Origin of the sequence: Verrucomicrobium spinosum DSM 4136 = JCM 18804 (assembly GCF_000172155.1) — a bacterium.
In the GTDB taxonomy this organism is placed as follows: domain Bacteria; phylum Verrucomicrobiota; class Verrucomicrobiia; order Verrucomicrobiales; family Verrucomicrobiaceae; genus Verrucomicrobium; species Verrucomicrobium spinosum.
In genome coordinates this window covers 5,631,955-5,653,695 of the sequence record NZ_ABIZ01000001.1, presented here as the reverse complement: position 1 = coordinate 5,653,695, position 21,741 = coordinate 5,631,955, and the positions used below count along the sequence as shown (strand labels likewise).

Below are 21,741 nucleotides of genomic sequence, written 5' to 3'. Positions count from 1 at the left end.
CCTGCGCGCCAGCCCGTACATCCATCCGCCGATCCAGCTAGTTTCATCGACTCCCCCCTGTTCACATGAAGTTGCGCCCCCTCATCCATCGACTGCTGTGTCCTGTTGTCACAGCCTGCCTTCTCAGTTGCGGCGTGAGTGCGCTGCGCGCCCAGGCCACCTGGGACGCCGGGGGATCGGCCACGAACTTGAACTGGAGCACGCTGCTAAACTGGAGCACGGATGCCAGCGTCTCAGGCGTGGCGGTGACCTTTGGTTCCGCAGGCCTGTTGGCGGCGGGCACGACGTCGAGCATTGTGGACACGAGCCTGAGCATCACCTCGCTCACGTTCAACTACATCAGCACCACGACGCAACACACCCTCCAGATCAATTCTGGCGTGACATTGACCGAGACGGGCACCTTTACCTTGGGTTACGCAGGCACGGGGACGACCAAGCTCACAGTGACCGGAGCGGGCTCGTGGGTGATCAATGCGGCGAGCAGCAACTTCACCGTGGCCAATACCAGCAGCTCGGTTGGCTCGACGACCAATACGCTGACATTGGACATGTCGGGCCTGTCCACCTTCTCCGCGACGGTGAGCCAGTTCAACTTGGGCACCGGCAACGATCAGGGGCCTTTCCAGGTTTCGCTGGCCAAGTCCAGCACCATTACGGCCGCCACCCTGCGCATCGGGGGTGCTGCTGGAACGGGCACGACCACGGGGAGCAATTTGTTGCTGGGACAGACCACGGTCATCAATGCCGGCACCATCATGCTGGCGACTGGTCGTACGAGCGCGACCATGAAGTTCCAAACCGGACTCACGTCACCCACATTGAAAATTCGTGACCAGGCGGGCACGGGCCGGGCCAACCTGATCATTGGGAGCAATGCTGCCACCACCGTGTATGCCTCCGTCCAGGGCGGCTCATCGTCTCCGTCGGGAGTGTTGGATCTCACGGGCGGCACGGTGGACTTCCTGCTCAACGATCTGGTGTTGGGCCTTGCCCAGACAGCCGACATCGGCAACGGGGTTGGCTATGGCCTGGGGACGATGACGTTCAATTCAGGAACGATCGATGCGACCAACGTGGTGCTCGGGAGGATCATGGACATAAGCTCCACTTCCGCAACTTCCAACACTGCTGGGACCAATGCGACGGCCACCCATGCCACGCTCAATATGCAGGGGGGGACGTTGTTGGCGGGGACGATTGTGATCGCTGAGAACCAGGACAGCAGCGCCAACAACACCAGCACCAGCGGCACCTACACCCGCAATCCCAACAGCAAAGGGGTCTTCAACCTCTCTGGTGGGGCGGCGACTGTCACGGGTGACGTCGTGCTGGGGACCCACACCTCCGCCACACCGGGCTCAGGCTATGCGGACGCGACTCTCAATATCACCGGCGGGTCCCTCACCGTGGGAGGCAATCTGACGGAAGGTGCTACAGGAAATAACGTCAGCACGCTGGTCCTTAATGGCGGAACGCTCGACCTGACCGCTGGCTACATCAATGTGGACACTTTCACCGCCCAGAGCGGCACCTTGAAAAACGTGCTGGAGATCTACAACGGCGCGCTCACCGTGGGTGCCTGGACGAAGTCAGGCACGGGCACACTCATTCTGGATGGCTCCAACACGTTCTCGGCGGCGACGTTGATTTCTGCCGGGGTGCTTCAGGTGGGGACTGGCGGGACGACAGGGACACTGGGTGCCGGGAAGGTGACGATCGGTGCCTCCGGGACCCTCACTTTCAACCGAAGTGACGACTACACCGTGGCCAATCTGCTCGAGGGCTCAGGCAATGTGAAGAAGTCTGGCTCCGGGAGGACTTTTATCACCGGGACCAATACTCTCAGCGGCACGACTGTAGAGGTCAGTGAGGGTACTCTGGTGGTCACCAATGCGGCCGGCCTCGGCACCAGTCCCGCCATCAGCGTGGCCTCGGGAGCCGGGCTCTATTTCATCACTCCCGGCACCACGGGAGCCACGCTGAACACTGCCGCCAGCCTCACCCTCGTGTCTGGAAGCAAGATTGGGGTGGGGATCGGTGATACCTTGGCAACCAGCGCGCTCACTGCCTCCGGGTTGGTCCGTCTGAACGTGTTTGCGAAGACGGGCTTGTCGCCGGATGGCACCTACACCTTCCTCACCTCCAGTTCGGGTGGGATTACCAATGCGACCTATGATCTCAAGTTTTACGGCCTCTCCAATGCGCTTCTCACCTCGGTGACGACCACCAGCACTTCCATCACGGGCACCTTCATGAGCGTGGGGGCGGAGAACCTCACGACCATGTACTGGGTGGGGGGCATGTCGGGTGAAGAGGCCGTGTGGGCGGTATCGAACGGTCTGCTAACCGGCGGGCAGAGCAACTGGTCCTTCGACCGTGGGGGGCAGTACGTCTATGGTATCGTGCCGGGGGAGACCACGGACGTGATCTTTGCGGCCAATGGGGCGAACACCACCTACATGCAAAGTACCACGCTGGGCTATGACATGCGCATCAAGACGCTGTCGGTGGACGGGCAGGCCAGTGGTAGCGCGGGGACCAGCGCCGTCGTGGTGAATGACTCGGTCTATTCCCTGACGCTCACGGGTGGGGACTCGAGCACCTCCACGCCCACGATCTACGTGAGCTATCTCACAGGCGGCCTCACGCTCAATAACGATGTCATCCTGGAGTCAGCGCTCCCGCTTCTAACGGTGGGGATGACCGATGGCACCCAGCTGGGGCTCGGCACCTTGACCATCTCTGGCGAATTGAGCGGCAACGCATTCACCAAACGCGGCGCGGGCACGCTGACTCTTTCCGGCACCACGGCGAACACATTTGTCGGCACCACCAAGATCGAGCAAGGGACCTTGATCTTGGGCAAAACCGCTGGACTCACAGCGGTGTCGGGATCGGATTTGTTCATTGGTGAATCCACGCTCTCCGCAACGGGGCTGTACGCCTCGGTCGTGCTGAATGCGGATCAGCAGATTGCGGATGGAGTGGATGTCACCATCTACACTGGCAGCAAGCTGGACCTCAATGGGCGCAACGAAACCATCGGGGCTCTCGCTGGCGCGGGCTCGGTCACCAGCAATGCGGTGGGCACTGGGACTCTGACGGTGGGATCTGGGGGGGAGAGTTTCACCTTCAGCGGTGTGATCTCGAACGGCACCACCACCGGGACGATGATCACTGCATTGACCAAGACTGGAGCAGGTACGCTGACATTGAGCGGAACGAACACTTTCACCGGTCTCACCAGCATCCTGCAGGGAACACTGCTCTACGGTGCGAGCAACGTCATCAACACCGGGGCGGTCACTGTGAATGGCTCCACGGCTGTCTGGGATCTGAACGGATATTCGGACACGGTGGGGCAGGTGACCGTTGCGGGTGGGGGGCAGATCATTGGCAGTGGGTCCTCCATCACCAGCACCTCCACCTATCTCATGCAGAGCGGAACGGTCAGCGTGGTGCTGGCTGGCACCGCTGGCCTTACCAAGTCCACCGACGGCCTGGTCATTCTATCTGGAAGCAACACCTACACCGGGGCCACGGTGGTAAGCGGCGGGGTGAACAGCATCCTGCGTATCACCAACGGTACGGCGCTGGGCAGCACTGCGGGCACGACCACGATCTCCGGCAACACGGGACAGCTCTCCCGGCTGGAACTGGCCGGTGACATTGTGGTGAATGAGAACGTCACCTTGGAGGCCCGGCAGAGTGACGGGATTGCCGCAGCCGCCATCAGCAACTACAGCGGCAACAACGTCTGGGCAGGCACCATCACGTTCACCACGGGCGGCAGCTACTACAACCTCGCTTCAGAGTCTGGCACACTCACCATCACCGGGCAGATCTCCGGCGGCGCCACCACGGGCACTGGCAGGTATTTGCAGCTCTTCGGTGCCAGCGAGGGCATCATCAGCGGTTCCATCATCAATGGCACCGGTGGTGCCTCTGTGAATGTGGTGAAGTCTGGTGCCGGGACCTGGACGCTTTCTGGAGTGAACAGCTACACCGGTACCACTGCGGTGAATGCGGGCATACTGCGGGCAACCAACAAGAATGCACTGGGCAGTACCTCGTCACTGAGTGTGGCGAACGGAGCCACCTTCCAGTATCAGACGGGGGCGACGGGCAACACCCTCACGGTCGGAACTTTGAGTCTCGCCACCGGAAGCAAGCTGGGAGTTGAGTTGGGCAGCGCGATCGCCTCCACAGGGGCGGCGGCGACGACTGGTTCGATCACCCTGGACGTGAACGGGGTGTCTGGCTTCACCTACCTGACGCAGCAGTACAACGTGATCACGGCGGCCAGCGGGTTGAATAATGCGACTTACACGCTTGGCAAGCTCTACAACATCACCAACTTCAAGATCAACAGCCTTGGGGTCACCAGTACGGCCGTCTATCTGGATGTGACGGCTGCGGCAGAGCTTTCCGTGGCGTATTGGAAGGGGGGCTTCAGCGCCTCCGATGGAGCGGTCTGGGCTATCACGGATGGCAGCACCAAGAGCAACTGGGCCTCGGATGCCGCTGGCACCGACACCTCGCTGACCCCTGGGGCGGATACGCAGCTTATCTTCTCGGCCACTGGCGCGGTGCAGCAGGCGGCTCCAATGACGCTCGGGTTCAGCATGAAGGTCGGCTCGCTGACCTTCAACACCAGTGATGCGGTGTGGCTCCAGGATCTGAATGACTCCCTGACGCTGAACCGGGCGGACGCCATCACCGTCAATGCGGGGGCAGGGCAGGTCACTCTCGATACGAGTGTGATCTTCAACAACGCGGCGGCCGTTGTGAGTGTGGCCTCTGGCGGTCAGCTCTACCTGACGCGTGTGCGGGGCAACGCCTTCACCAAGACCGGGAGCGGCACGCTGACCCTCTCCGGGAACCTGGCCAATGACTTCACTGGTACGCTCAAGGTGTATGGCGGCACGGTGTACCTGGCCAAGACGGCGGGTCTGGCCGCTGTGTCGGGCAACTTGGAGGTGGGGGATACCTCGGGCTCCACGGCCCTGGTGCAGCTCTCCGCCTCGGAGCAAATCGCCAATACCTCCGACGTCACGGTGAACAGCGGGGGAACGCTGGATCTCTACGGGTTCAATGAAACGATTGACGGCCTCTACGGCTCCGGGGTGGTGACCAGCAACAGCGCCGCGGCCACCCTGACGTTGGGCTCCGGCAATGATGCCAGTGCGGTTTTCAGCGGGGTGTTGAAAAATGGAACGTCCGGATCTGTCCTCTCACTGGTGAAGACGGGAACCGGGACGCAGACGCTTTCGGGGAACAATACCTACACTGGCACCACTGCCATCAACCAGGGAACGGTGATCATCGGCACCACGAACGCCCTCCCTACCACTGGGGCCGTGACGATCGGATCAGGGACCACCGTGGGCCGCCTGGAGCTCAACAGCTACAGCCAGACAGTGGACAGCCTCGTCTTCACCAGCAACACCGCCACGGCCAATGAGGTCGTGATTGGCAAAGGGCAAAAACTCTCCATCACCGGCACCACGGGGCTGGACCTCGGCACGGGCGCGTCCAATGCAGCCATGACGACCAATGCCACCTTCTCCGGCGGTGGTGCCCTGGTCGTCAGCAACACGAGCGCCAATCTGGAGCTGGGCATTGCCTATGCCACAATCAACTCCGGCTCCACCCATGCGGCCGCGCTCAATCTCGCGGCACTGGGATCGTTTGTGGCGAATGTGAACGAACTGCGGCTGGGCTACGGGTCACTTACGACTGGGACTCTGACGCTGTCCAACACGTACAACGCCATCACGGTCACCACCACCCATGTGGGCAACAGTGCGGGATCCAACGCGGGCACGGTGAGCACCCTCTACTTCGGCACAGGAACCAACATCCTGAAGACGGACACGCTCAACATTGGCGTGTCGAAGGCGCTGGGCACCGTGGTCGCTTCCGCCAGCGGCGGTCGCGTCACCATTGGCGGGAAGACGGGCGGCACCACCGCCATCACCGTAGGCAGCACTGCGGGCACAGGCACTGCCGCCACCCCGACCGGCATCCTCGATCTGCGGGGCATGACGGCCACGGTCACCGCAGGTGTCCTGACCATTGGAAAACGCGATGGCACGGATGCCGGCGGTGCGACGGGCACGGTGTACTTTGACGGCGGTACGTTCACGGCGAACTCTGTGGTGATGGCGGCCAAGACCAATGCGGGAACGGGGGCGGCGACGGCCACGCTGAACATCAGCAACGGTGTCTTCACTGTGAACTCAGGAGGATCATTCACCCTGGCCTCCCAGTCGGGATCCGGAACTGCGAGCGGCACGCTGAACATCACCGGTGGCAAGCTGGTGTCCAATGTGGACATCAAAGACGGCGGCGGTGCGGCCACCTCCACCATCAACCTCAACGGTGGCACTCTGGACATGACCGGGCACAACATTGGCGATGCGACCAACAACATTGATGCGGTGAACCTGCTGGCGGGCACGCTCAAGAACGTGGCCCAGATCAATGGCGGAGCCACCGCCCTGACCAAGACTGGTGCCGGCACCCTCTACCTGGCCGGAACCAACAGCTACTCAGGGGCGACGGTGGCCAGTGCGGGAACGCTCTGGGCTCGCAGCCAAACAGCCCTCCAGGGGACGGCCTCGCTCACGGTCAAATCCGGAGCATCCTTCCGGTACACCTCGGGTGTTATTGGAAACAATCTCACGCTGAATTCCGGTGCGACTTTGACTCTGGAAAGTGGCTCCACTGTCGGTGTGGAGTTGGGCAACCGCATCATCGTCCAGAGTGCGGCCAGCACGACCGGTTCCGTCACGCTCGATGTCTTTGGCGTCGCGGGCGCGACGTACGCGGCCGGGCAATACACGGTGATCTCAGCCACGAGCGGGCTCAGTGGGGCCAGCTATGTGCTGGGGAACTACTACAACCTGTCTGGCTACACCGTGACCGGTGTGGGATCGAGCAGCACGGAGGTCTGGCTCAATGTGGCCACGGCCACCGCGCTCACGGAGGCCTACTGGAAGGGCGGCTACAGCGGTGGGGCCAATGTCTGGGCCATTTCCGATGGCAGTTCAACCAGCAACTGGACCACTGACAGCGCGGGCACGAGCGCGACGGGACAGGTGGCGGGGGCGAACACCAAGGTGATCTTCTCCGCCACTGGCGCGAGCAACCAGACCGACATGACGCTGGGGGCGGATATGGCGGTGGGCAGTCTGGAGTTTAACAACACCGCGGTCGCAGCTCTGAACGACCTGGACAACAAACTGACTGTAAACGGTGCCAGTGCGGTGTCGGTGACCAGCACCGGGGCCGTGACTCTGAACACGAACCTGGTCCTGGCCAACTCCCAGGCGACGGTGAATGTGGCCAATGCCGCCGGGGTGCTGAACCTGCAGGGCACCGTCACGGGTAACGGGCTCACGAAGACGGGATCTGGCCGCCTGGCGGTATCTGGCACTCAGTCCTTCTCCGGCAGTGTGCTGCTGAATGCGGGTACGACTTACTTTGGCGGTACCACGACCGTGAACTCGCTGACCCTGGCTGCGGGCGCGCGGTTGGAGGGCAGCGGAACCGTGACGAGTGTTGCCGGCATGACGATTGGCGGGACTCTTGCGGTAGGGGATGAGTCGCTCAGCTCTGCCGTGGCCAGCACGCTGACGCTGGCAAGCGGCTCGGGAACACTGACCTTCCAGACGGGCAGTGTGATCACATTGGATCTGGTGAATGGCGCGGGCACCGGAGGCGGGGAGTCTGATTTGCTGGTCATCTCTGGCGTGTTGGTGATTGGGGCGGATGTGTCTCTCCAGGTCGAGACGAACAACATGACCACCTGGGCGATAGGAGACACCTGGCAGCTCATCGACTGGACGGGGCTCACCTCACGGACGGGAACGTTCGTCACCACGGAGCTCGATTCAGCTCTCTCAGGGACCGGGTTGTCCTGGGACTACAGCAATCTTTATACGACCGGTGCCATCACCTTGTCAGCAGTGCCAGAGCCCTCCAGGGCGGTGCTCCTTCTTCTCGCCCTCGGTGCGCTGGGGACGCGCAGAAGGAGGTGGTTCCGTGCTTCCGGCCAGAAATTCGGGAAAAAACCATGAAACGATCCCTGCGGCGTCTGATCCGGCGGATGGGTTTCTCCGAGGTGGTACTCGGGGATCCTCATCTCGTGAAACGCCTCGATGGCCTGGGACGACAGCTAAGAGGTCAGTTGCGGGACTATGTAGAGCGAGTCATTCCTTCTTCGAGTCTTGATCTGGGAGAGATGATGATCCTCGGCAGCGAAGCCTTTCTCGATGCCAATACGTTGCAGGATCCGGGCAGTCGCGTGTCCGGTCTGGGATTTTGGACGCTGGCCACCCTCTCCGGGGGGGATATTTATCTCTATGATCAGGCTGAGGAGCGGGTGCGCATGGTGGATCCCTGCCAGTTGCATTCGTTGCTTGGTAAAGCCGGTGTGGCGCTGACTCGAAGCAGCGTCGAAGCCCTGGTGCTGGACCCGGGCGAGGAACTGGAGGAGTTTATGGAGAGTCTTGTGGATCTCTATGCTTCCTGACTCTCCGCCGGGAACAGTCCTGACGTTCTCTTTCAGCATAACCAACCGGGCTCGCCGGACATCTCCTGTATAAGGCGTGGTGTCATGACGGCAGGGAAACGTACAGAATGCAGTATGCATCAATCAAGGTGTTGTGAGGGCTTCACTTTGGTGGAGATGCTCATGGTGATTGCCGTCATGGCTTCCTTCCTGGTGATTGGAGGATTGGGCGTGGGCCGGACTTTGCGTGCCATGACGCTGACCAACGCAGGGAACAAGGTCATCTGGCTCATGGAGATGGCCCGGCAACAGGCGATCACCAAAAATACCCTGAACGCGGTGGTGCTGGTGAAGTCCCTCGGGACCGAGGTGGACGGGCGCGCCTTCACGGTGCTGGAGTACACCGTGGCCGGCGGGTGGCGTCAGATTCACGAGTGGGAGGTGCTGCCAGACGGTATCGTGGCGGACTTGGGAGCCGCCGGAGCGGATGCCACCTTCTTCGCCAACAGTCCCCAGCCCTTTCCGTTTGCGGATGGCGGCACCCATGGTGCACCGGTCGCCTATGGCTCAAATTCGAGCCTGCCCGCCGACACGTATGCTGCTCGGATCTTCCTGCCTGGTGGCGGGCTGTTGAATCCGGAGGATGCGGCCCAGTTCCGGCTGGTGGAGGGCACCGTGTCTGGCGGCAAGGTGCAGTTCAGCCAGGCAGAGGGCGGAGTTCCGTCAAACTACTATCGTGTGGTGCTGCTTGGTGCCACGGGTAAAACCAAAGTGGAGCGTCCATGAGCCTGCGCAGGATTTCACCCAGAAAAGGGGGCTTCAGTCTCGTGGAGGTTGCGCTTGCGATCGCCATCATTGGCTTTTCTTTGCTGGCAGTGGTGGGATTGCTGCCGCTGCTGATGAAGACGGAGCGGGAGAGTGGTTTCAACTCCCAGCTCCCTAGGATGATGTCTGTGGCCGTGGGAGAATTGCGTTCCCGGCCCTATCCCAGCATCCTCTCGCAAACGGTGGAGTTCCGGTTCACTGAGGCAGGCACGGTGGCTGCGGAGGACGAGCAGGCCCTCTATGTCTGCAAGGTGAGTTTCAGCCCGATTCCGGTCCCGACGTCCGCCTCTGCGGGCAGGGGGGGCATCCCTGATGTGGGGACAGATGCGTGTTTGGCCACCCTGAAATGGACCTTCAACCTGGAGCCTGAGCGCGCCCCACGAATCATCCATGTTTCCCTCGCAAAAGAGAAATAGCCTCCATGCATATTCGCTCGTTGAGGTGATGGTGGCCTCGGCGGTGCTGAGCCTCATTGTCGTGCTGCTGGTGCAGGTGGCCGGCATGGTGAGCAACACTTGGTCACAGGGCCAGGGCCGCACGGAGCGCAGCCAGAATGGTCGTGCGCTGGTGGATTTCATCGGTCGGGAGTTGCGCTCAGCGGCGCTGCCGGTGGACTCCCGATCCACCGGCAACACGCCGGACTTGCAGTTCGTGGTGAATCCCGCAGGAGTGCCCGCCCAGTACCGGCAGCCTCAGGCGGTGTTCTGGCAGGCTCCGCTCGCCACTTCCACGGTTCACGGAAACATGGCAGAGATCGGGTACTTCGTCCGCTGGGATGACTCTTCCCCCACGCCGCGGGCCTCCTTGTGCCGGATCTTTCTGAATCCCGGAGCGGGCGATCATCTGGTGTACAGCCAGCTTTCCTGGGTGACGGAGGCGGTGCTGAACTCCTCCGCTCCGGCGGATGCGGCGAATTCCTACCGGGGGCTGTTTGCAGAGAACGTTGTTGGGTTGTGGGTGCGTTGCCTGGACGCGTCGGGCAACGCCATCACCCAGCCGGGAGTGGGCGCTGGTGGGTACGATTCCCGGGTGGGCTATGCAGATCAGGTTCACGAGTCCACGGGCACTGTTGCCAATGTTACTCGCTCTGCCCCGGTACTGCCTACCGCGGTGGAGGTGTCAGTTGTAGTGCTGGATTCACGGTCGGCCTCACTCCTCACGGCGCCCATGGCGGCGACGATCAAGGCCGCAGTCGCCCGGAGTGCCACCGCGGCCCACTGCGTGGAGACCCTGCAGACCAACGTCAGCCTGAGCCGCATAGTGGTAGGCATGTCTTCCCAGACGCTCAAAGTTCATCTGGAAAGCGCACCATGACGCCCCTTCTTCCTTCTGGTCGGCTATATGGTCGCGGTGGTCGTACCCGCCGGGGCATGGCCCTGGTGATCACTGTCATCCTCCTCGCCCTCATCACCATCATGGTGCTGGGGTTCGCACACATGGTGCGGCATGAGACTGCTGCTTCCAGTGCCCACCTGGACCGGGCATGTGCCCAGGGGTACTCCCAGATGGGGGTGAACATGGTGACAGGGGTGCTGAGGAAGCACACCACGGATGGCGCGAGGGTCTGGGCAAGTCAGCCCGGGGCCTTGATTCTCCCTTTGGAGGATGCCAGCGGCTCTTCCTTGATCAGGCTGGGGAGGCGGTTGCCGCTGCACTCCGGCCTGCCGGGAATGACCGCCCTGGCGCTTGCGCCTGATAACCCGCTTGCACCCGCCAATCTCAATGTCCAGACCTTCAATGATCAGAGTCCGGTGACTCATGTTATCACGGACCAACGGACAGACCCTGAGGACAGCACCAGCCCCGTGGCAACCCTGCCGCTGCGCTGGATCTATCTGCGACAGGATGGCACGCTGGATGAGTCTGAGTCACCCGTACTGACGAATTCCGCGAACCCCATCGTGGGTCGCTTTGCCTGGTGGGCGGACGATGAGTCCAGCAAGATCAACCTCAACACAGCCTGGAAGCGTAATGGCTCCAACGGAGAGACAGGCGTGAAGAGCCCTCTCGGCACCAGTCATCCTGCCAGCATCAATCTTTTGTCCCTCGCCACGTGCGGCATGACGGTGGACATGGTGGACCGGATGCACACTGCCATCGCACCGGACCCCTATGACTACAGCACGGTGAAGCGCTTCTTCAACTCCACCCGTGAGCTGCGGGATCTGGATGATGGGGCTGGCAACTTCACCACGGTGCTGAACCGCGCCAAGTTCGAGGTCACCCATTACAACCACGAGCCGGACACGACGTTTTTCAACGAACCTCGCATTGTTCTCACGACCGACAAGGCCAAGGCTGCCGGGCGGCCGTTCATCGACATCAAGAAAGACGGGGCCACTGAAATCTGGGATCCCATTGCCCACACCGACGCTGCCAAACTGGCAGACACGATCGACCTTCTGAACTCCTACCTCAAACGGACCGACTGGCCCGTAGCGCCTGACTCCAGCTTTCAGGCCAAATACTATGCGAACAAGCCCGAACGGCTCACCCAGCTCTCGCTCAATATCATCAACTATGTGCGGTCAAAGGAGTCGGTCGGGGAGGATGTGACCAAGGCGGTGGTGCCCCTTCGTGGCGATCAGGCGGCGGGCGGTCGTTTCCAGTTGAAGGAGGTTGCTTCTTCTGACATTGCCTTCATTGGCGTCACCCGGGCACCGAAGATCACTGAGATGGGGCTATGGGTGGCGGCCTCCGGCAGCCGCGACAATACTTATCAGGCCAAGTACAAACTGGAGATTCATCTGCCCGCGAACTTTGGGCTGGATCAGATTGATCTGACGAAGATGAGCCTCTTCCTCACCGCTTCCGGGGCAGAGTTAAGTGGTGCGCCCGGAGAGACGGACATCACCACGGCGGAGATCGAGGGGGGCAATGCCATCCTGACCGCGGGAGGCTACGCCAGCATCACCCGTACTTCCACGGTGAGGATGACTGGTGCCCGGCCGACCACGGTCAATCTACGCGCTGCCATCGCTCGCATCCGGCGCCTCGACGTGGCACCGCTGGGTGGGGCGGCAGCCTGTACGTTGGATGGTCCTGGGGTGGCTGAGAAGGATATCCACTCCATCGAAGTGGATGACCCGCGCGTGAACACGCATCGTAACGACTGGAAAAAGCGGGATTATGGAAACAGCTTCGGCAGGAAGAACGACGGCACGGAGGGAGGGGTGGCCATCCGCACCCTGGGCAAGGCATCCACCACGACCCCCAGGCAGGACACGGATGCCAGCGGAGTGATCACAGATGCCAGCCTCTACATGCCGCCTCCCGCCGGCTCCACGGGCAACTCCAGCGGGCAGGTCGATTCTATGGGCGAACTTGGTTATATCCACACGGGAATGGAGAGTGGAGGAGGAGCCGGGGTGCCATGGCGCACCTTGCGTCTACAGCCCAACGAAGACTCGGCCGCGATGGTGCCTGACTGGGCCTTTATGGACTTGTTTACGGTCCCTGTGGAGGTGCCTGAGCGGGCCAGAGGCATGTTAGCCCCGCATGGTACCAGCACAGCGGGACGCATCAACATCAACTCCCAGGTGCAGCCATATGGCGATGCTGCCCAAGTCACCTCACCTCTGGAGCGTTTCTTGCCGCTGGTGGCCCTGCTGACCGGGGTGGCGGCAACCACCTCCACGGGTGACTGCGATACCATCAGTATCGCCAAGGCGCGCACGATTGCCAGGAACATCTACAACCGCACCCTGGCTGCAAAAGGCAAGAAGTACGGCTATGCCGAGACCTACGACTCCCCCGGGGAGATCGTGGAGATTGCCGGAGTCGCAGACGGGGGCGAAGAGAGTGAAGCCGTGGTTCGAGGAATTGCAAGTCTGGTCACCACCCGGGGCGGCGTCTTCATGGTGTACAGCATCGGCCAGGCGTTGAAACAGACCCCCAACGGCAATCTGGTCATCACCGCCGAGAGTCGCCAGCAAACCATGCTGGAACGCTATTCAGCTGCCTCCGCCGTGGGCGTAACCCGCTTCCGCCGCCTGGAGCATCAGCCCCTTGCGCCCTGAAACCTCATGCGGCGGCCCTTGTTTCCACTGGATAGTCAGTTTGCACGAAGTTGACGGCGTCCAGAATATCTTCGCCGTTCCAGCGATACGCGGTGAGCGGACCGCCGAGCCCGGCCCCGTAGTCCAGGCAGGCGAGGTTGGGCGCCAGCGGAGCTTTGGGGCCTGCCGGAGGCATCCAGTAGTGTCCGAAGAAGACTGGGGGTGCCTCAGCCGGATAGTTTGGTAAAAGACGCAGCTCCTCGTCCTGAACAGGCATGTCGCCCACCAGGGTGCCCGGTGGCATGGCGAGATCTGCCAGTTTGGTCAGGCCTTTTAGATTCCACCAGCGGGCGCGCATATTTCGCCGCTTGATGCCCTTCTTGTCCAGGATCGCCAGATGCTGCGGGAGGGCAAGCTCCGGCCCCTTGGCAAGGATCTCCATGGCGGCATGCACCTCCGTGGTGCGGTTTCCGCAGGCCAGGAGAAATTCGGCATCGCGCAGCGTATGATGGGCCACACGGTTTAGCAGGGCGTCGTCCCAGCAGGCGTGGATGGCCCGGCACTTTCCCAGATCCAGCGCGAGAGGGAGACCTTTCATCCAGTGCAGGTGACCGGTCAGTTCTTCCTCGTACCCAGCGAAGGCACGGTGAGTGGCCTCGCACTGGCGCAGGTTTTCTTTTGTCCGCGGGCGCAGCCATCCTCCCTGCCGGTCAGGAGTGTGCAGAAGGATGAAGTTGTACTCATGATTGCCAAGAATGCAGAATGCGGCGTCTGCCTCCACCATGGTCCTGACCCGGTGGACCAATCCGCGGACATCCGGTCCACGATCCAGCAGATCACCCAGGAACACCGGGATCCTTCCCTCCGGATGGCGGTGGATGCCGTTGAGCTCTTCATAGCCCAGCTTGTGCAGCAGTTGCAGCAGCTTGCCGTGCTGACCGTGGATGTCGCCAATGAAGTCGTAGCCTGCGTGATGAAGGGGAGGGGGCTGGAGGAGAAGTTCGTGTTTCATGACGAACTCAGAGTGCTCCCTGAAAACACGATGTTGTAGTGAGGATAATGCAGGATATATCATTGCGTGATCATGTTTGAGGATCTGCTCTCCCGACACGGCCTCTCCCTGGACCGCCTGCATGGGTTTCTGTGCGTGGTGGAGGCGGGCAATATCAGCCAGGCGGCAGCGGGTGATCCGGTGAAGCAGAGCCAGCTCAGCCGACAGATCCGGGACCTGGAGGCGTTCTTCGGCGTGGAGCTGACTCATCGACGGGGCAAGTCGATTGCCATTTCGGCCGAGGGGCTCCGACTGGCGGCGCTGATCCGCCAGCATCTCCGCGCGCGCTGGATGATTTCCGGCTGGAGCAAGTCGGCCAGTTGCGGACGTTCTCATTCGGTACCACGTCGAGCCTGATGGAGTGGCTCGTGTGCCCACGAATGCCCGAACTTCTCAAACAGTTCTCCCATGCCCGGTTGCATCTTGAGACTTGGCGCAGTGCGGAGCTGGTGAGCCGGGTTCGAGACGGGCGGCTGGATTTTGCCCTGGTTCGGGAAAATGCTGTGCCGGAAGACCAGTTGCGCCTGAAGCTGGCCCGTGCCCGCTATCTCCTGGCCGTCCCCGTGGCGCTGGCCAGGCAGGTGAGATTGCCGGAACGGCCGCGATTGGAAGACACCGCCCGCCTTCCTTTGGCCTTGCAGGTGGCGGGAGGCACGTTTCATCACATGGTGACAGAGGCGCTGCTGGAGAGCGGGGTCACATGGGAGCCTGTCGTGGCCTGCCAGTCATTTCTGCAAGTTCGGGCCGTGGTGGAGAGCGGTTGTTGTGCCGGGATTCTTCCGGAGTTTTTTACCACCCGGCTGGACCCAAGGCGCTTTCTGCTGCTGCCGATGGCCTTCCTACAGCCCCATGTGCGCACCCTCGTGCTGCACTGGAGCGAGCGGCAGATGCAGCGACGTGGGATTGAGGAATCACGTATCCGTGAGCTGGCGGCGGTGCTGAAGAGCGGGATGGGCACCTAGGTCACGCTCCCACGCCGCACTCCCGGAGCCTCCGGGAGATGAACTCCCTTTCTGAGGGGAGGTCTGCCTTGCCCAGTGCTCTGCGGAAGTGTCCGGCGGCCGCCTGCATGCGGCCCAGCTGGTACTCAAGGTCACCCAGCACGGCATCCAGCAGAAAATAGGAGTCGAGCTGGTCCCGGTGTTTCATCTGCTGCACCGCCCGGAGCCCCTCTGCCGGGCCGTCCACATGAGCCACCGCCACCGCGCGGTTCAAGGCAACAATCGGAGAGTCGCTCATGGCCACCCAGCGGTCGTAGTGATCCAGGATGCGGGGCCAGTCTGTGGAAGAAAAGTCTCTCGCTGTGGCGTGACAGGCGGCGATGCCAGCCTGTAGATGGTACTCGCTCAACTCTGTGCCAGAAGCAGATCGGGACAGATGCACCAGGCCTCGGGCGATCATCATCTGGTCCCAGGTGGCGCGATTCTGCTCCTGCAGGCGCAGAATGTTCCCGGCTCCGTCCAGGCGGGCGGAGAGCCGGGCGGTGTTCAGCAGCATGAGGGAGAGAAGCGCATGAGTGCGCGGGAGATTAGCGGACGGGTGACCCGCGAGGAGGCTGGTCAGACGGATTGCCTCATTGCAGAGATCCTCGCGCACGAGATGCTCTCCGCTGGAGGCTTTGTACCCTTCGTTGAACAGGAGGTATAGAATTTGCAGGACGCCATCCAGGCGGGGTTTGAGCTCCTGTCCAGAAGGGATCTCAAAGGGGATCTTCAGATCCTGGATGAGTTGCCGGGCCCGGGTGAGACGCTTGGCGATGGCGGCATCTGTCGCAAGGAAGGCACGCGCAATTTCTGTGACACCAAATCCGCAGAGCGTCTTCAGCGCCAGGGCTGCCTGGGCGTCCGGGGGTATCTCCGGATGGCAGCACACGAACATGAGGCGCAGCACCTGATCCTTGATCTCGTCCTCGAACATCGGCGGCGTCTCCTCCGAGTTGCCGCCTGACCAAAGATCTGTGGCCGCGATGATCTGCGGCTGCTTGTCCGCCGCCATCTTGTTGCGCCGCACCACGTCCAGGGCCAGGTGCTTGGCAGTCTGCATCAACCAGGCGGTGGGGTTCGAGGGCACACCGTAGTAGGGCCAGGTGCGCAGGGCACGGGCCAGGGCCTCCTGGACGACGTCCTCCGCCAGTTGAAGGTGCTCCACCCCAAAGATGCCCGTGAGCATGGAGACCAGGCGTCCCGACTCCCGGCGGAACAGGTGCTCCGCCAGCCGGGGGATCTCCCGCGGGGGCGGGCCGTCCGGCAGCGGTGCCTGGTCCTGGTCTGTCTCGTCGGTGTGACGGGTCAATTGCATGCGAGGGTTGCAAATGAGGTGGCATTTGAATCAGGCTGCTGCTGCGGCCGCTGCCAACTCCTTGGCGACGATGCTGGGTGGGCAGGCCGCGGCCACCGGGCGCACCTCCACTTGCATGCCATATTCCAGAGCCGGGCACTGTTGCCCGAGGGCCACCGCCTCCTCCAGGGTGTCCACGCTGATGAGGAAATAACCAGCAATGGTCTCCTTCGACTCCGCAAATGGACCGTCTGCGATCTGGTGTCCTTTTTTGCCGGTGAGGATGCGCCCTTCCGGGTGCAGAGGGTTGGCCCCCACCATCTTGCCAGAGGCAGAGATGCGGTCAAACCAGGCCATCCACTCAGACATCACGCGTTGCAGTTCTTCCGGGGCCAGACCTTTGTCCCAATGCGTGCCGCGAAAGAGGAGCAGGTACTGGGATTCGTTGTGGACGGGGGAGTTGGAGTTCATAAGATTTGAGAGAAAGGAGGAGTGGGGGCGGGGTGGGCTGCTTCCGTGTCTCGCGGAGCATGTTGAGATATTCTGGATCGGCGGGCGAGCGAATTCAACCCGTACAGCAGGCAGGTCCGCGTCGGTGGGCGAGCCGACGGACTCGCTTGATCACCAGAATAGCGAGTGCTGCCACGCAGAGGGTGATCACACCGAATCTGACCTGGGCCGCGGTGGACAGCGAGACGCCCAGACCGGTGAGCACCGCGATGTAACCTGCCATGGAGGCCGGGCACTTGGGCATCAGGATGAGCAGCGCGCCGGGGCCCAGCCAGGCCAGAGCTCGCCATCCCCGCGGGGGCGGCGGGGTGTGGAGGGGGGGGCGTTTTCATGCTGGGTTCCCTCCTTCGCGAGTGCCTCCACAGGCGCAAGCTGCGCCGTGTTGAGTTTCCTCGTACCTGTCATGGTGCCGCACCCAGTCGGTCAGGTCGAAGGAGGGGCCGTTTTCATTGCGCCCCAGAGGGGTGAGGTCCAGAAAGTTGTAGGTGTTGAGCAGCAGTTCGTCTCCGCGCGCATAGCAGGAGTAGGTATGGTACACCACATGGTCCGGGCCCTTGTAGAAGACGCTGGTGCCCCCCAGCTCCTCGATCATGTACGGGGAGGGGTGATAGTTGTACTCCACCACGCCCTGGGCACGGTCCTCCGCGGTGAAAGAGACCTGGTAGTCGAAGTTGAATTCGCTGTGGCAGGAGGAGACCCACGGGAACTGCCAGCCCATGCGGGCTTTGAAAGGGGCGATTTCCGGCCAGGGCGCTCTGGAGATGGCGGCGACGGTGACTCCGTGATTTTCCAGGTGCACGCGGGCGCCATCGATATGGTCTGCCAGGAAGGAACAACCCACGCACCCCTCCACCCAGCCAGGGCCCATCATGAAGTGTTGCACGATGAGTTGGCTGCGCCCGCCAAACAGATCTGCCAGAGTGATTCTGCCATCGGGGCCTTCAAAGACATAAGATTTCTCCACCCGCACCCAAGGCAGTTCACGGCGTTTTGCATTCAACCGGTCCCGTCGGTGGGTGAGGTCTTTCTCCTCCTCCAGCAGTGCCAGGCGAGCCTTTAGCCAGGACTGACGGGAGACCACCCGGTGCCTTCGCGGCTCAGGGTGGATGGCGATGGTGTTCCGGGCGGGCAGGTCGTTGCTTCGGGTGCTCATGTCTGGATGGATCCCTCCTGTGTTTGGGGGCCGGGGCTTCAGTGGAATGACGAATCGGCCGATGGGGAGAGGACATGCCGGACAACTTTTTTTCATGACGTAACTCTCCAGGACCGTCGGCTGGCCGCTGTGGTCCGGCTCTGCCAGGAGATGCCAGGGCAGGAGCTCTTCGCGTACGAGGACAAGGACGGCGCAGTGGTGGATATGGGAGCTCAGGAGGTCAATGACTACCTGCGCAAGATCACTGGTGGAGAATACACTGCCAAGGACTTCCGCACCTGGGCCGGTACGGTCCTGGCGGCAATCGCCCTCCGGGAAATGAAGGCTTGCACATCAGAGTCCCAGGTGAAGAAGAACATCCTCACCGCCGTGGAATCCGTTGCCGCCATGCTGGGGAATACTCCTGCGGTTTGCCGGAAGTGTTACATCCATCCCGGCATCCTGGACTCCTATCTCAGCGGGGCCACCACCTCCACGGTGTCGCAGCGCATCCGGCAGAGGCTTGATGCCTCGCTTCGCCAAATGCGCCCGGAAGAGGCAGCGGTGGTCGTGCTTTTGCAGCATCGACTTAACAGCGGCCGAAAGGCCCGGAGGTAGGGAGTGGATAAGTTAGTATCAATCGGACAAAGCGGGTGGATAAATAGTGTCCGTTAATTAGGGTGTTGCATGCATGTAAACGCCTAAGAATGGGCTTGTCATGAGCGTTGAGTCTGAGTTGGAATAGCATTTGAAATATTCGGCCATCTCCTGGCGTGGTGACGTGGTTTGCCAGGAGGGTTTGTATTCCGCTCCCCACCGTTTCCATGAATCCAGAGAACTCAAACTCGTCGCCCGTGCGGCCTTCCGCCTCCGGTCCGGTGCCTCCGATTGTCATTCAGGGAAGCCTCTCCGGCCTGCAACCCGGGACAGCCTCCCAGCCGGTGGAAGTCGTCAGCCCTGCGGCAGCTCCGATGCCCGTGCCTGCTGCTCCGACCGTGCTGCCGGTGGTTGTTTCTGTGGACCACCGACCGATGATCTCCGCGGCGATGCCTCCGGCACCCAAGCGTGGATTTTTTAGCAGATCATGGAGGAAGGTGGGAGGGGGTTCGCTCATCCTCAGCATTCTTATTCACGCAGGTATCCTGGCAGTGGCAGCACTGATGGTGACGACCATTGTCCAGTCCGAAAAGAAGGTGGACTTCCTTCCCGGCGGGGGCAGCAAGCAGGGGCAGGAAGCCAACCAGGCGCTCTCAAAGGCGGTGCAGATGAAGAAGCGTAGCCTGCTTAACAAGAGCACTCCCATGCAGAAGGTGGTCTCCACCAGTGCGAATGCCGCGATCGCACTGCCGGACATGCCAGCTGAGCCCATGGATGTGGCGGAGCTGAGCAGCATCATGGGGGGCGGCGCCATGGGCAGTGCAGGATTTGGCAGCAGCGGAGCTGGGGGTGGCTTTGGCACCGGGCAGGGGATGGGGGGCAACTCCGGGGCCGTATTCAAGCCAATCATCATGTTTGGGCAGAGCATCAAGGCCCGGAAGATCGCCGTCATCATGGATGTGTCGGGCTCCATGACCCCGCACCTCACGAAGGTCATCAAGGAGCTCGATCGCGTGGCAGCGGGCAGCCGTGTTGTGCTGTATGTCGGCTGTGGGGTGGCAAGTCCGGAAAAGGGCGTACGTCTGGATGATGATGCCATGTCCACCCGCACCAGCACCAAGAACGAGGAGCGCAGCTTCGAGGTCTTCTGGCGCAAGAGTCACCAGGTCGCGCCAAAGCCGGGCATGCCGCCGCCTCCGCCCAAGAAGAAAAACGAGCCCGATCCGATCCCAGAAAAGGAAGTTTACGATGTGCTGGCCAGCCGGGGTGAGACCTACTTCATCAAGAGTCAGGGGATCAAGTATGCCTGGGTCTCACTGCTAATCCGTGAAGTTCGCGATGCCGACGCTCTCTATTGGTTCTCCGATTTCCAGGATGAGGTGGATGATGAGCAGATGGAGGCGGTGCTGAAGAACCTGAAGCGTCGTCAGCAGAAGCTCTTCATCCACGCCTCCGGTCAAGGGCGCTCATTTGAGCAGGTACGTGACAAAATCTGCCTGCCGTCTGGTGGAGAGGTCGTGAAGGAGCAGCCCAAGAAATCGTAGGCTGACGGTAACTGCGTTGATCAGCGGTGGTGAATCTCGATTCAAGACCTCTTCGCGCCTTGTCCAGAGTCAAAATGTCTTGCAACACCCCCGGCGCTCTTGTCCAAACAGGTGTTTAGGGGTTCTCTCCTTCGTCGTGACGCATGGCCTGTGCCCGTTTGGCGAGCATCGCCTCGCGGGATAGAATGGCGGCGGTCTGTCCCTCGGCGTACTCCTCCCAGCAAATGATGTCAGACTTGGGCAACACAACATTTTCACCGGCCTCGACGATGAACTCAAAACGATCTTCCTCCGGCACCGCCTTCAAAGCGCGAAGGATCTTCGGCTGCTCCTGGGTGCTCAGATAGACGACGAACAAGCTCATGGGCAATGGTTAGCATTGGTCGCGGTTCATGGCGATGAATTGTTTTGGTTCAATTTTGGCGCAAGCCGCTGCTTGTGCACTGTCCAGCCAGAGGCATGGTGGAAGTGGTGAAGAATTTGCGTTGTCAGCTCCGACGGGGCGTCATCCTATGGAACGCAGTGGCTCCCGTGGTGGCGCTGGTCATGCTCCTGGTGGGGTATGGCTGGCTGGCACTGGCGATCCTGATGAGTGCGCATGCCCTCTGGCTGGTGCCCACCCTCTGGCCCGCCTGTAACTGGCTGGGGGAGGTAGTTTGCACCCTGAAGGAGGCGCGGCAGGGGCGACCGGAGCGCCCGTATGATGAAGATGCCAAGGAGGTCTGGCTGACCATTGATGACGGCCCCGATCCCGTGGACACCCCGCTTTTGCTGGACTTGCTGGACCAGTATGGGGCCCGGGCCACGTTCTTTTTCATCGGTGCCCGTGCGCGCAACCATCCGGAACTCGTGGGGGAGGTACTGCGACGGGGGCACACGGTGGGAAATCATACGCTGCACCATGTGCAGTGCTGGTTCTGGGCATTCGGCCCCTCACGCGTGGCCAGTGAGGTGGGGGGGTGTCAGCAGGTACTGACCGAACTGTCTGATGGTGATTCTCCACGATGGTTCCGTGCGCCAGCGGGATTCAAGAACCCCTTGGTGCAGGCCGAGGTGGAAAGGAGAGGGCTGCGCCTTGCGGGATGGAGTGCGCGGGGGCGGGACGGGGTGATCAAAGATCAGGAGGTTATTCTCAGTCGTCTCACCTCCGGAGTGCAGCCGGGAGCCATTCTGCTTATGCACGAGGGGCGGGATGATGGTGCGGGGGGGCGGCTGGCCCCTCAAGTGCTGGCAAAACTCCTCGCCTGGCTGCGGCAGCATGGCTACCGCTGTGTTTTGCCGTAGGA

17 protein-coding genes are annotated in these 21,741 nt (G+C 61.7%); 11 read left to right on the top strand and 6 right to left on the bottom strand.

The genetic code is table 11. The features are described 5' to 3' along the window. Positions 1 to 65 precede the first annotated feature (65 nt). The 6 genes from VSP_RS23055 (at position 66) to vccA (ending at position 13,365) form a co-directional block, all read left to right on the top strand. Entirely contained in the window at positions 66 to 8,087 is an 8,022-nt protein-coding gene (locus VSP_RS23055) for a beta strand repeat-containing protein (RefSeq protein ID WP_009963657.1), read from the top strand. Next, on the top strand, positions 8,084 to 8,542 hold the full coding sequence (locus tag VSP_RS23050; RefSeq protein WP_009963655.1) for a hypothetical protein: 459 nt from the start codon (positions 8,084 to 8,086) through the stop codon (positions 8,540 to 8,542). Before VSP_RS23055 ends, VSP_RS23050 begins: the two co-directional genes overlap by 4 nt. An 84-nt stretch (positions 8,543 to 8,626) precedes the next feature. Next, positions 8,627 to 9,307, top strand: coding sequence for a prepilin-type N-terminal cleavage/methylation domain-containing protein (locus VSP_RS23045; protein WP_081452675.1), 681 nt, complete (start codon positions 8,627 to 8,629; stop codon positions 9,305 to 9,307). Beyond that, positions 9,304 to 9,762, top strand: a complete 459-nt coding sequence (locus VSP_RS23040; protein ID WP_009963653.1) for a type IV pilus modification PilV family protein — start codon at positions 9,304 to 9,306, stop codon at positions 9,760 to 9,762. Before VSP_RS23045 ends, VSP_RS23040 begins: the two co-directional genes overlap by 4 nt. Next, the gene (locus VSP_RS23035) at positions 9,737 to 10,660 is read left to right on the top strand and encodes a hypothetical protein (protein WP_157211016.1); all 924 of its coding nucleotides are present in this window, start codon (positions 9,737 to 9,739) and stop codon (positions 10,658 to 10,660) included. The genes VSP_RS23040 and VSP_RS23035 overlap by 26 nt, the downstream gene beginning before the upstream one ends. Next, positions 10,657 to 13,365, top strand: coding sequence for a Verru_Chthon cassette protein A (gene vccA, locus VSP_RS23030; RefSeq protein WP_081452674.1), 2,709 nt, complete (start codon positions 10,657 to 10,659; stop codon positions 13,363 to 13,365). Before VSP_RS23035 ends, vccA begins: the two co-directional genes overlap by 4 nt. A gap of 4 nt (positions 13,366 to 13,369) precedes the next feature. On the opposite strand, the gene VSP_RS36965 is transcribed toward vccA, so the two are convergent. Continuing rightward, positions 13,370 to 14,356 (bottom strand): metallophosphoesterase, encoded by a 987-nt coding sequence (locus VSP_RS36965; RefSeq protein ID WP_009963650.1) that lies wholly within the window; start codon positions 14,354 to 14,356, stop codon positions 13,370 to 13,372. Positions 14,357 to 14,428: 72 nt separating this feature from the next. Between VSP_RS36965 and VSP_RS23020 the strand changes: the two genes are divergently transcribed. Beyond that, positions 14,429 to 14,752, top strand: coding sequence for a helix-turn-helix domain-containing protein (locus VSP_RS23020; protein ID WP_009963649.1), 324 nt, complete (start codon positions 14,429 to 14,431; stop codon positions 14,750 to 14,752). Positions 14,753 to 14,775: 23 nt separating this feature from the next. Beyond that, a complete protein-coding gene (locus VSP_RS23015; protein WP_029190689.1) occupies positions 14,776 to 15,357 on the top strand; it encodes a substrate-binding domain-containing protein in 582 nt (193 codons plus the stop codon). Between the two features lies 1 nt (position 15,358). Here VSP_RS23015 and VSP_RS23010 read toward each other — a convergent pair whose 3' ends face one another. From VSP_RS23010 to VSP_RS36955, 4 genes are all read right to left on the bottom strand, one after another. Next, a complete protein-coding gene (locus VSP_RS23010; protein ID WP_009963647.1) occupies positions 15,359 to 16,693 on the bottom strand; it encodes an RNA polymerase sigma factor in 1,335 nt (444 codons plus the stop codon). A 30-nt stretch (positions 16,694 to 16,723) separates the two neighbouring features. Beyond that, positions 16,724 to 17,143, bottom strand: a complete 420-nt coding sequence (locus tag VSP_RS23005) for a YciI family protein (RefSeq protein ID WP_009963646.1) — start codon at positions 17,141 to 17,143, stop codon at positions 16,724 to 16,726. A gap of 94 nt (positions 17,144 to 17,237) precedes the next feature. Beyond that, positions 17,238 to 17,426, bottom strand: a complete 189-nt coding sequence (locus VSP_RS36960; RefSeq protein ID WP_009963645.1) for a hypothetical protein — start codon at positions 17,424 to 17,426, stop codon at positions 17,238 to 17,240. Between the two features lie 84 nt (positions 17,427 to 17,510). Further along, positions 17,511 to 18,335, bottom strand: a complete 825-nt coding sequence (locus VSP_RS36955) for a DUF899 domain-containing protein (RefSeq protein ID WP_009963643.1) — start codon at positions 18,333 to 18,335, stop codon at positions 17,511 to 17,513. Between the two features lie 6 nt (positions 18,336 to 18,341). On the opposite strand from VSP_RS36955, the gene VSP_RS36950 reads away from it, so the two are divergent. Both VSP_RS36950 and VSP_RS43165 read left to right on the top strand, forming a co-directional pair. Beyond that, positions 18,342 to 18,932 (top strand): DNA topoisomerase IB, encoded by a 591-nt coding sequence (locus tag VSP_RS36950; RefSeq protein ID WP_081452672.1) that lies wholly within the window; start codon positions 18,342 to 18,344, stop codon positions 18,930 to 18,932. Between the two features lie 206 nt (positions 18,933 to 19,138). Beyond that, complete coding sequence (locus VSP_RS43165; RefSeq protein ID WP_009963640.1) at positions 19,139 to 20,455, top strand: hypothetical protein; 1,317 nt, start codon at positions 19,139 to 19,141, stop codon at positions 20,453 to 20,455. 115 nt (positions 20,456 to 20,570) lie between these two features. Here VSP_RS43165 and VSP_RS22980 read toward each other — a convergent pair whose 3' ends face one another. Continuing rightward, positions 20,571 to 20,819: a hypothetical protein gene (locus tag VSP_RS22980; protein WP_009963639.1), complete on the bottom strand. Its 249-nt coding sequence runs from the start codon at positions 20,817 to 20,819 to the stop codon at positions 20,571 to 20,573. 74 nt (positions 20,820 to 20,893) lie between these two features. Here VSP_RS22980 and VSP_RS36945 point away from each other — a divergent pair, with 74 nt between their 5' ends. Then, positions 20,894 to 21,739, top strand: coding sequence for a polysaccharide deacetylase family protein (locus tag VSP_RS36945; protein ID WP_157211014.1), 846 nt, complete (start codon positions 20,894 to 20,896; stop codon positions 21,737 to 21,739). The last annotated feature ends 2 nt before the right edge of the window (positions 21,740 to 21,741 follow it).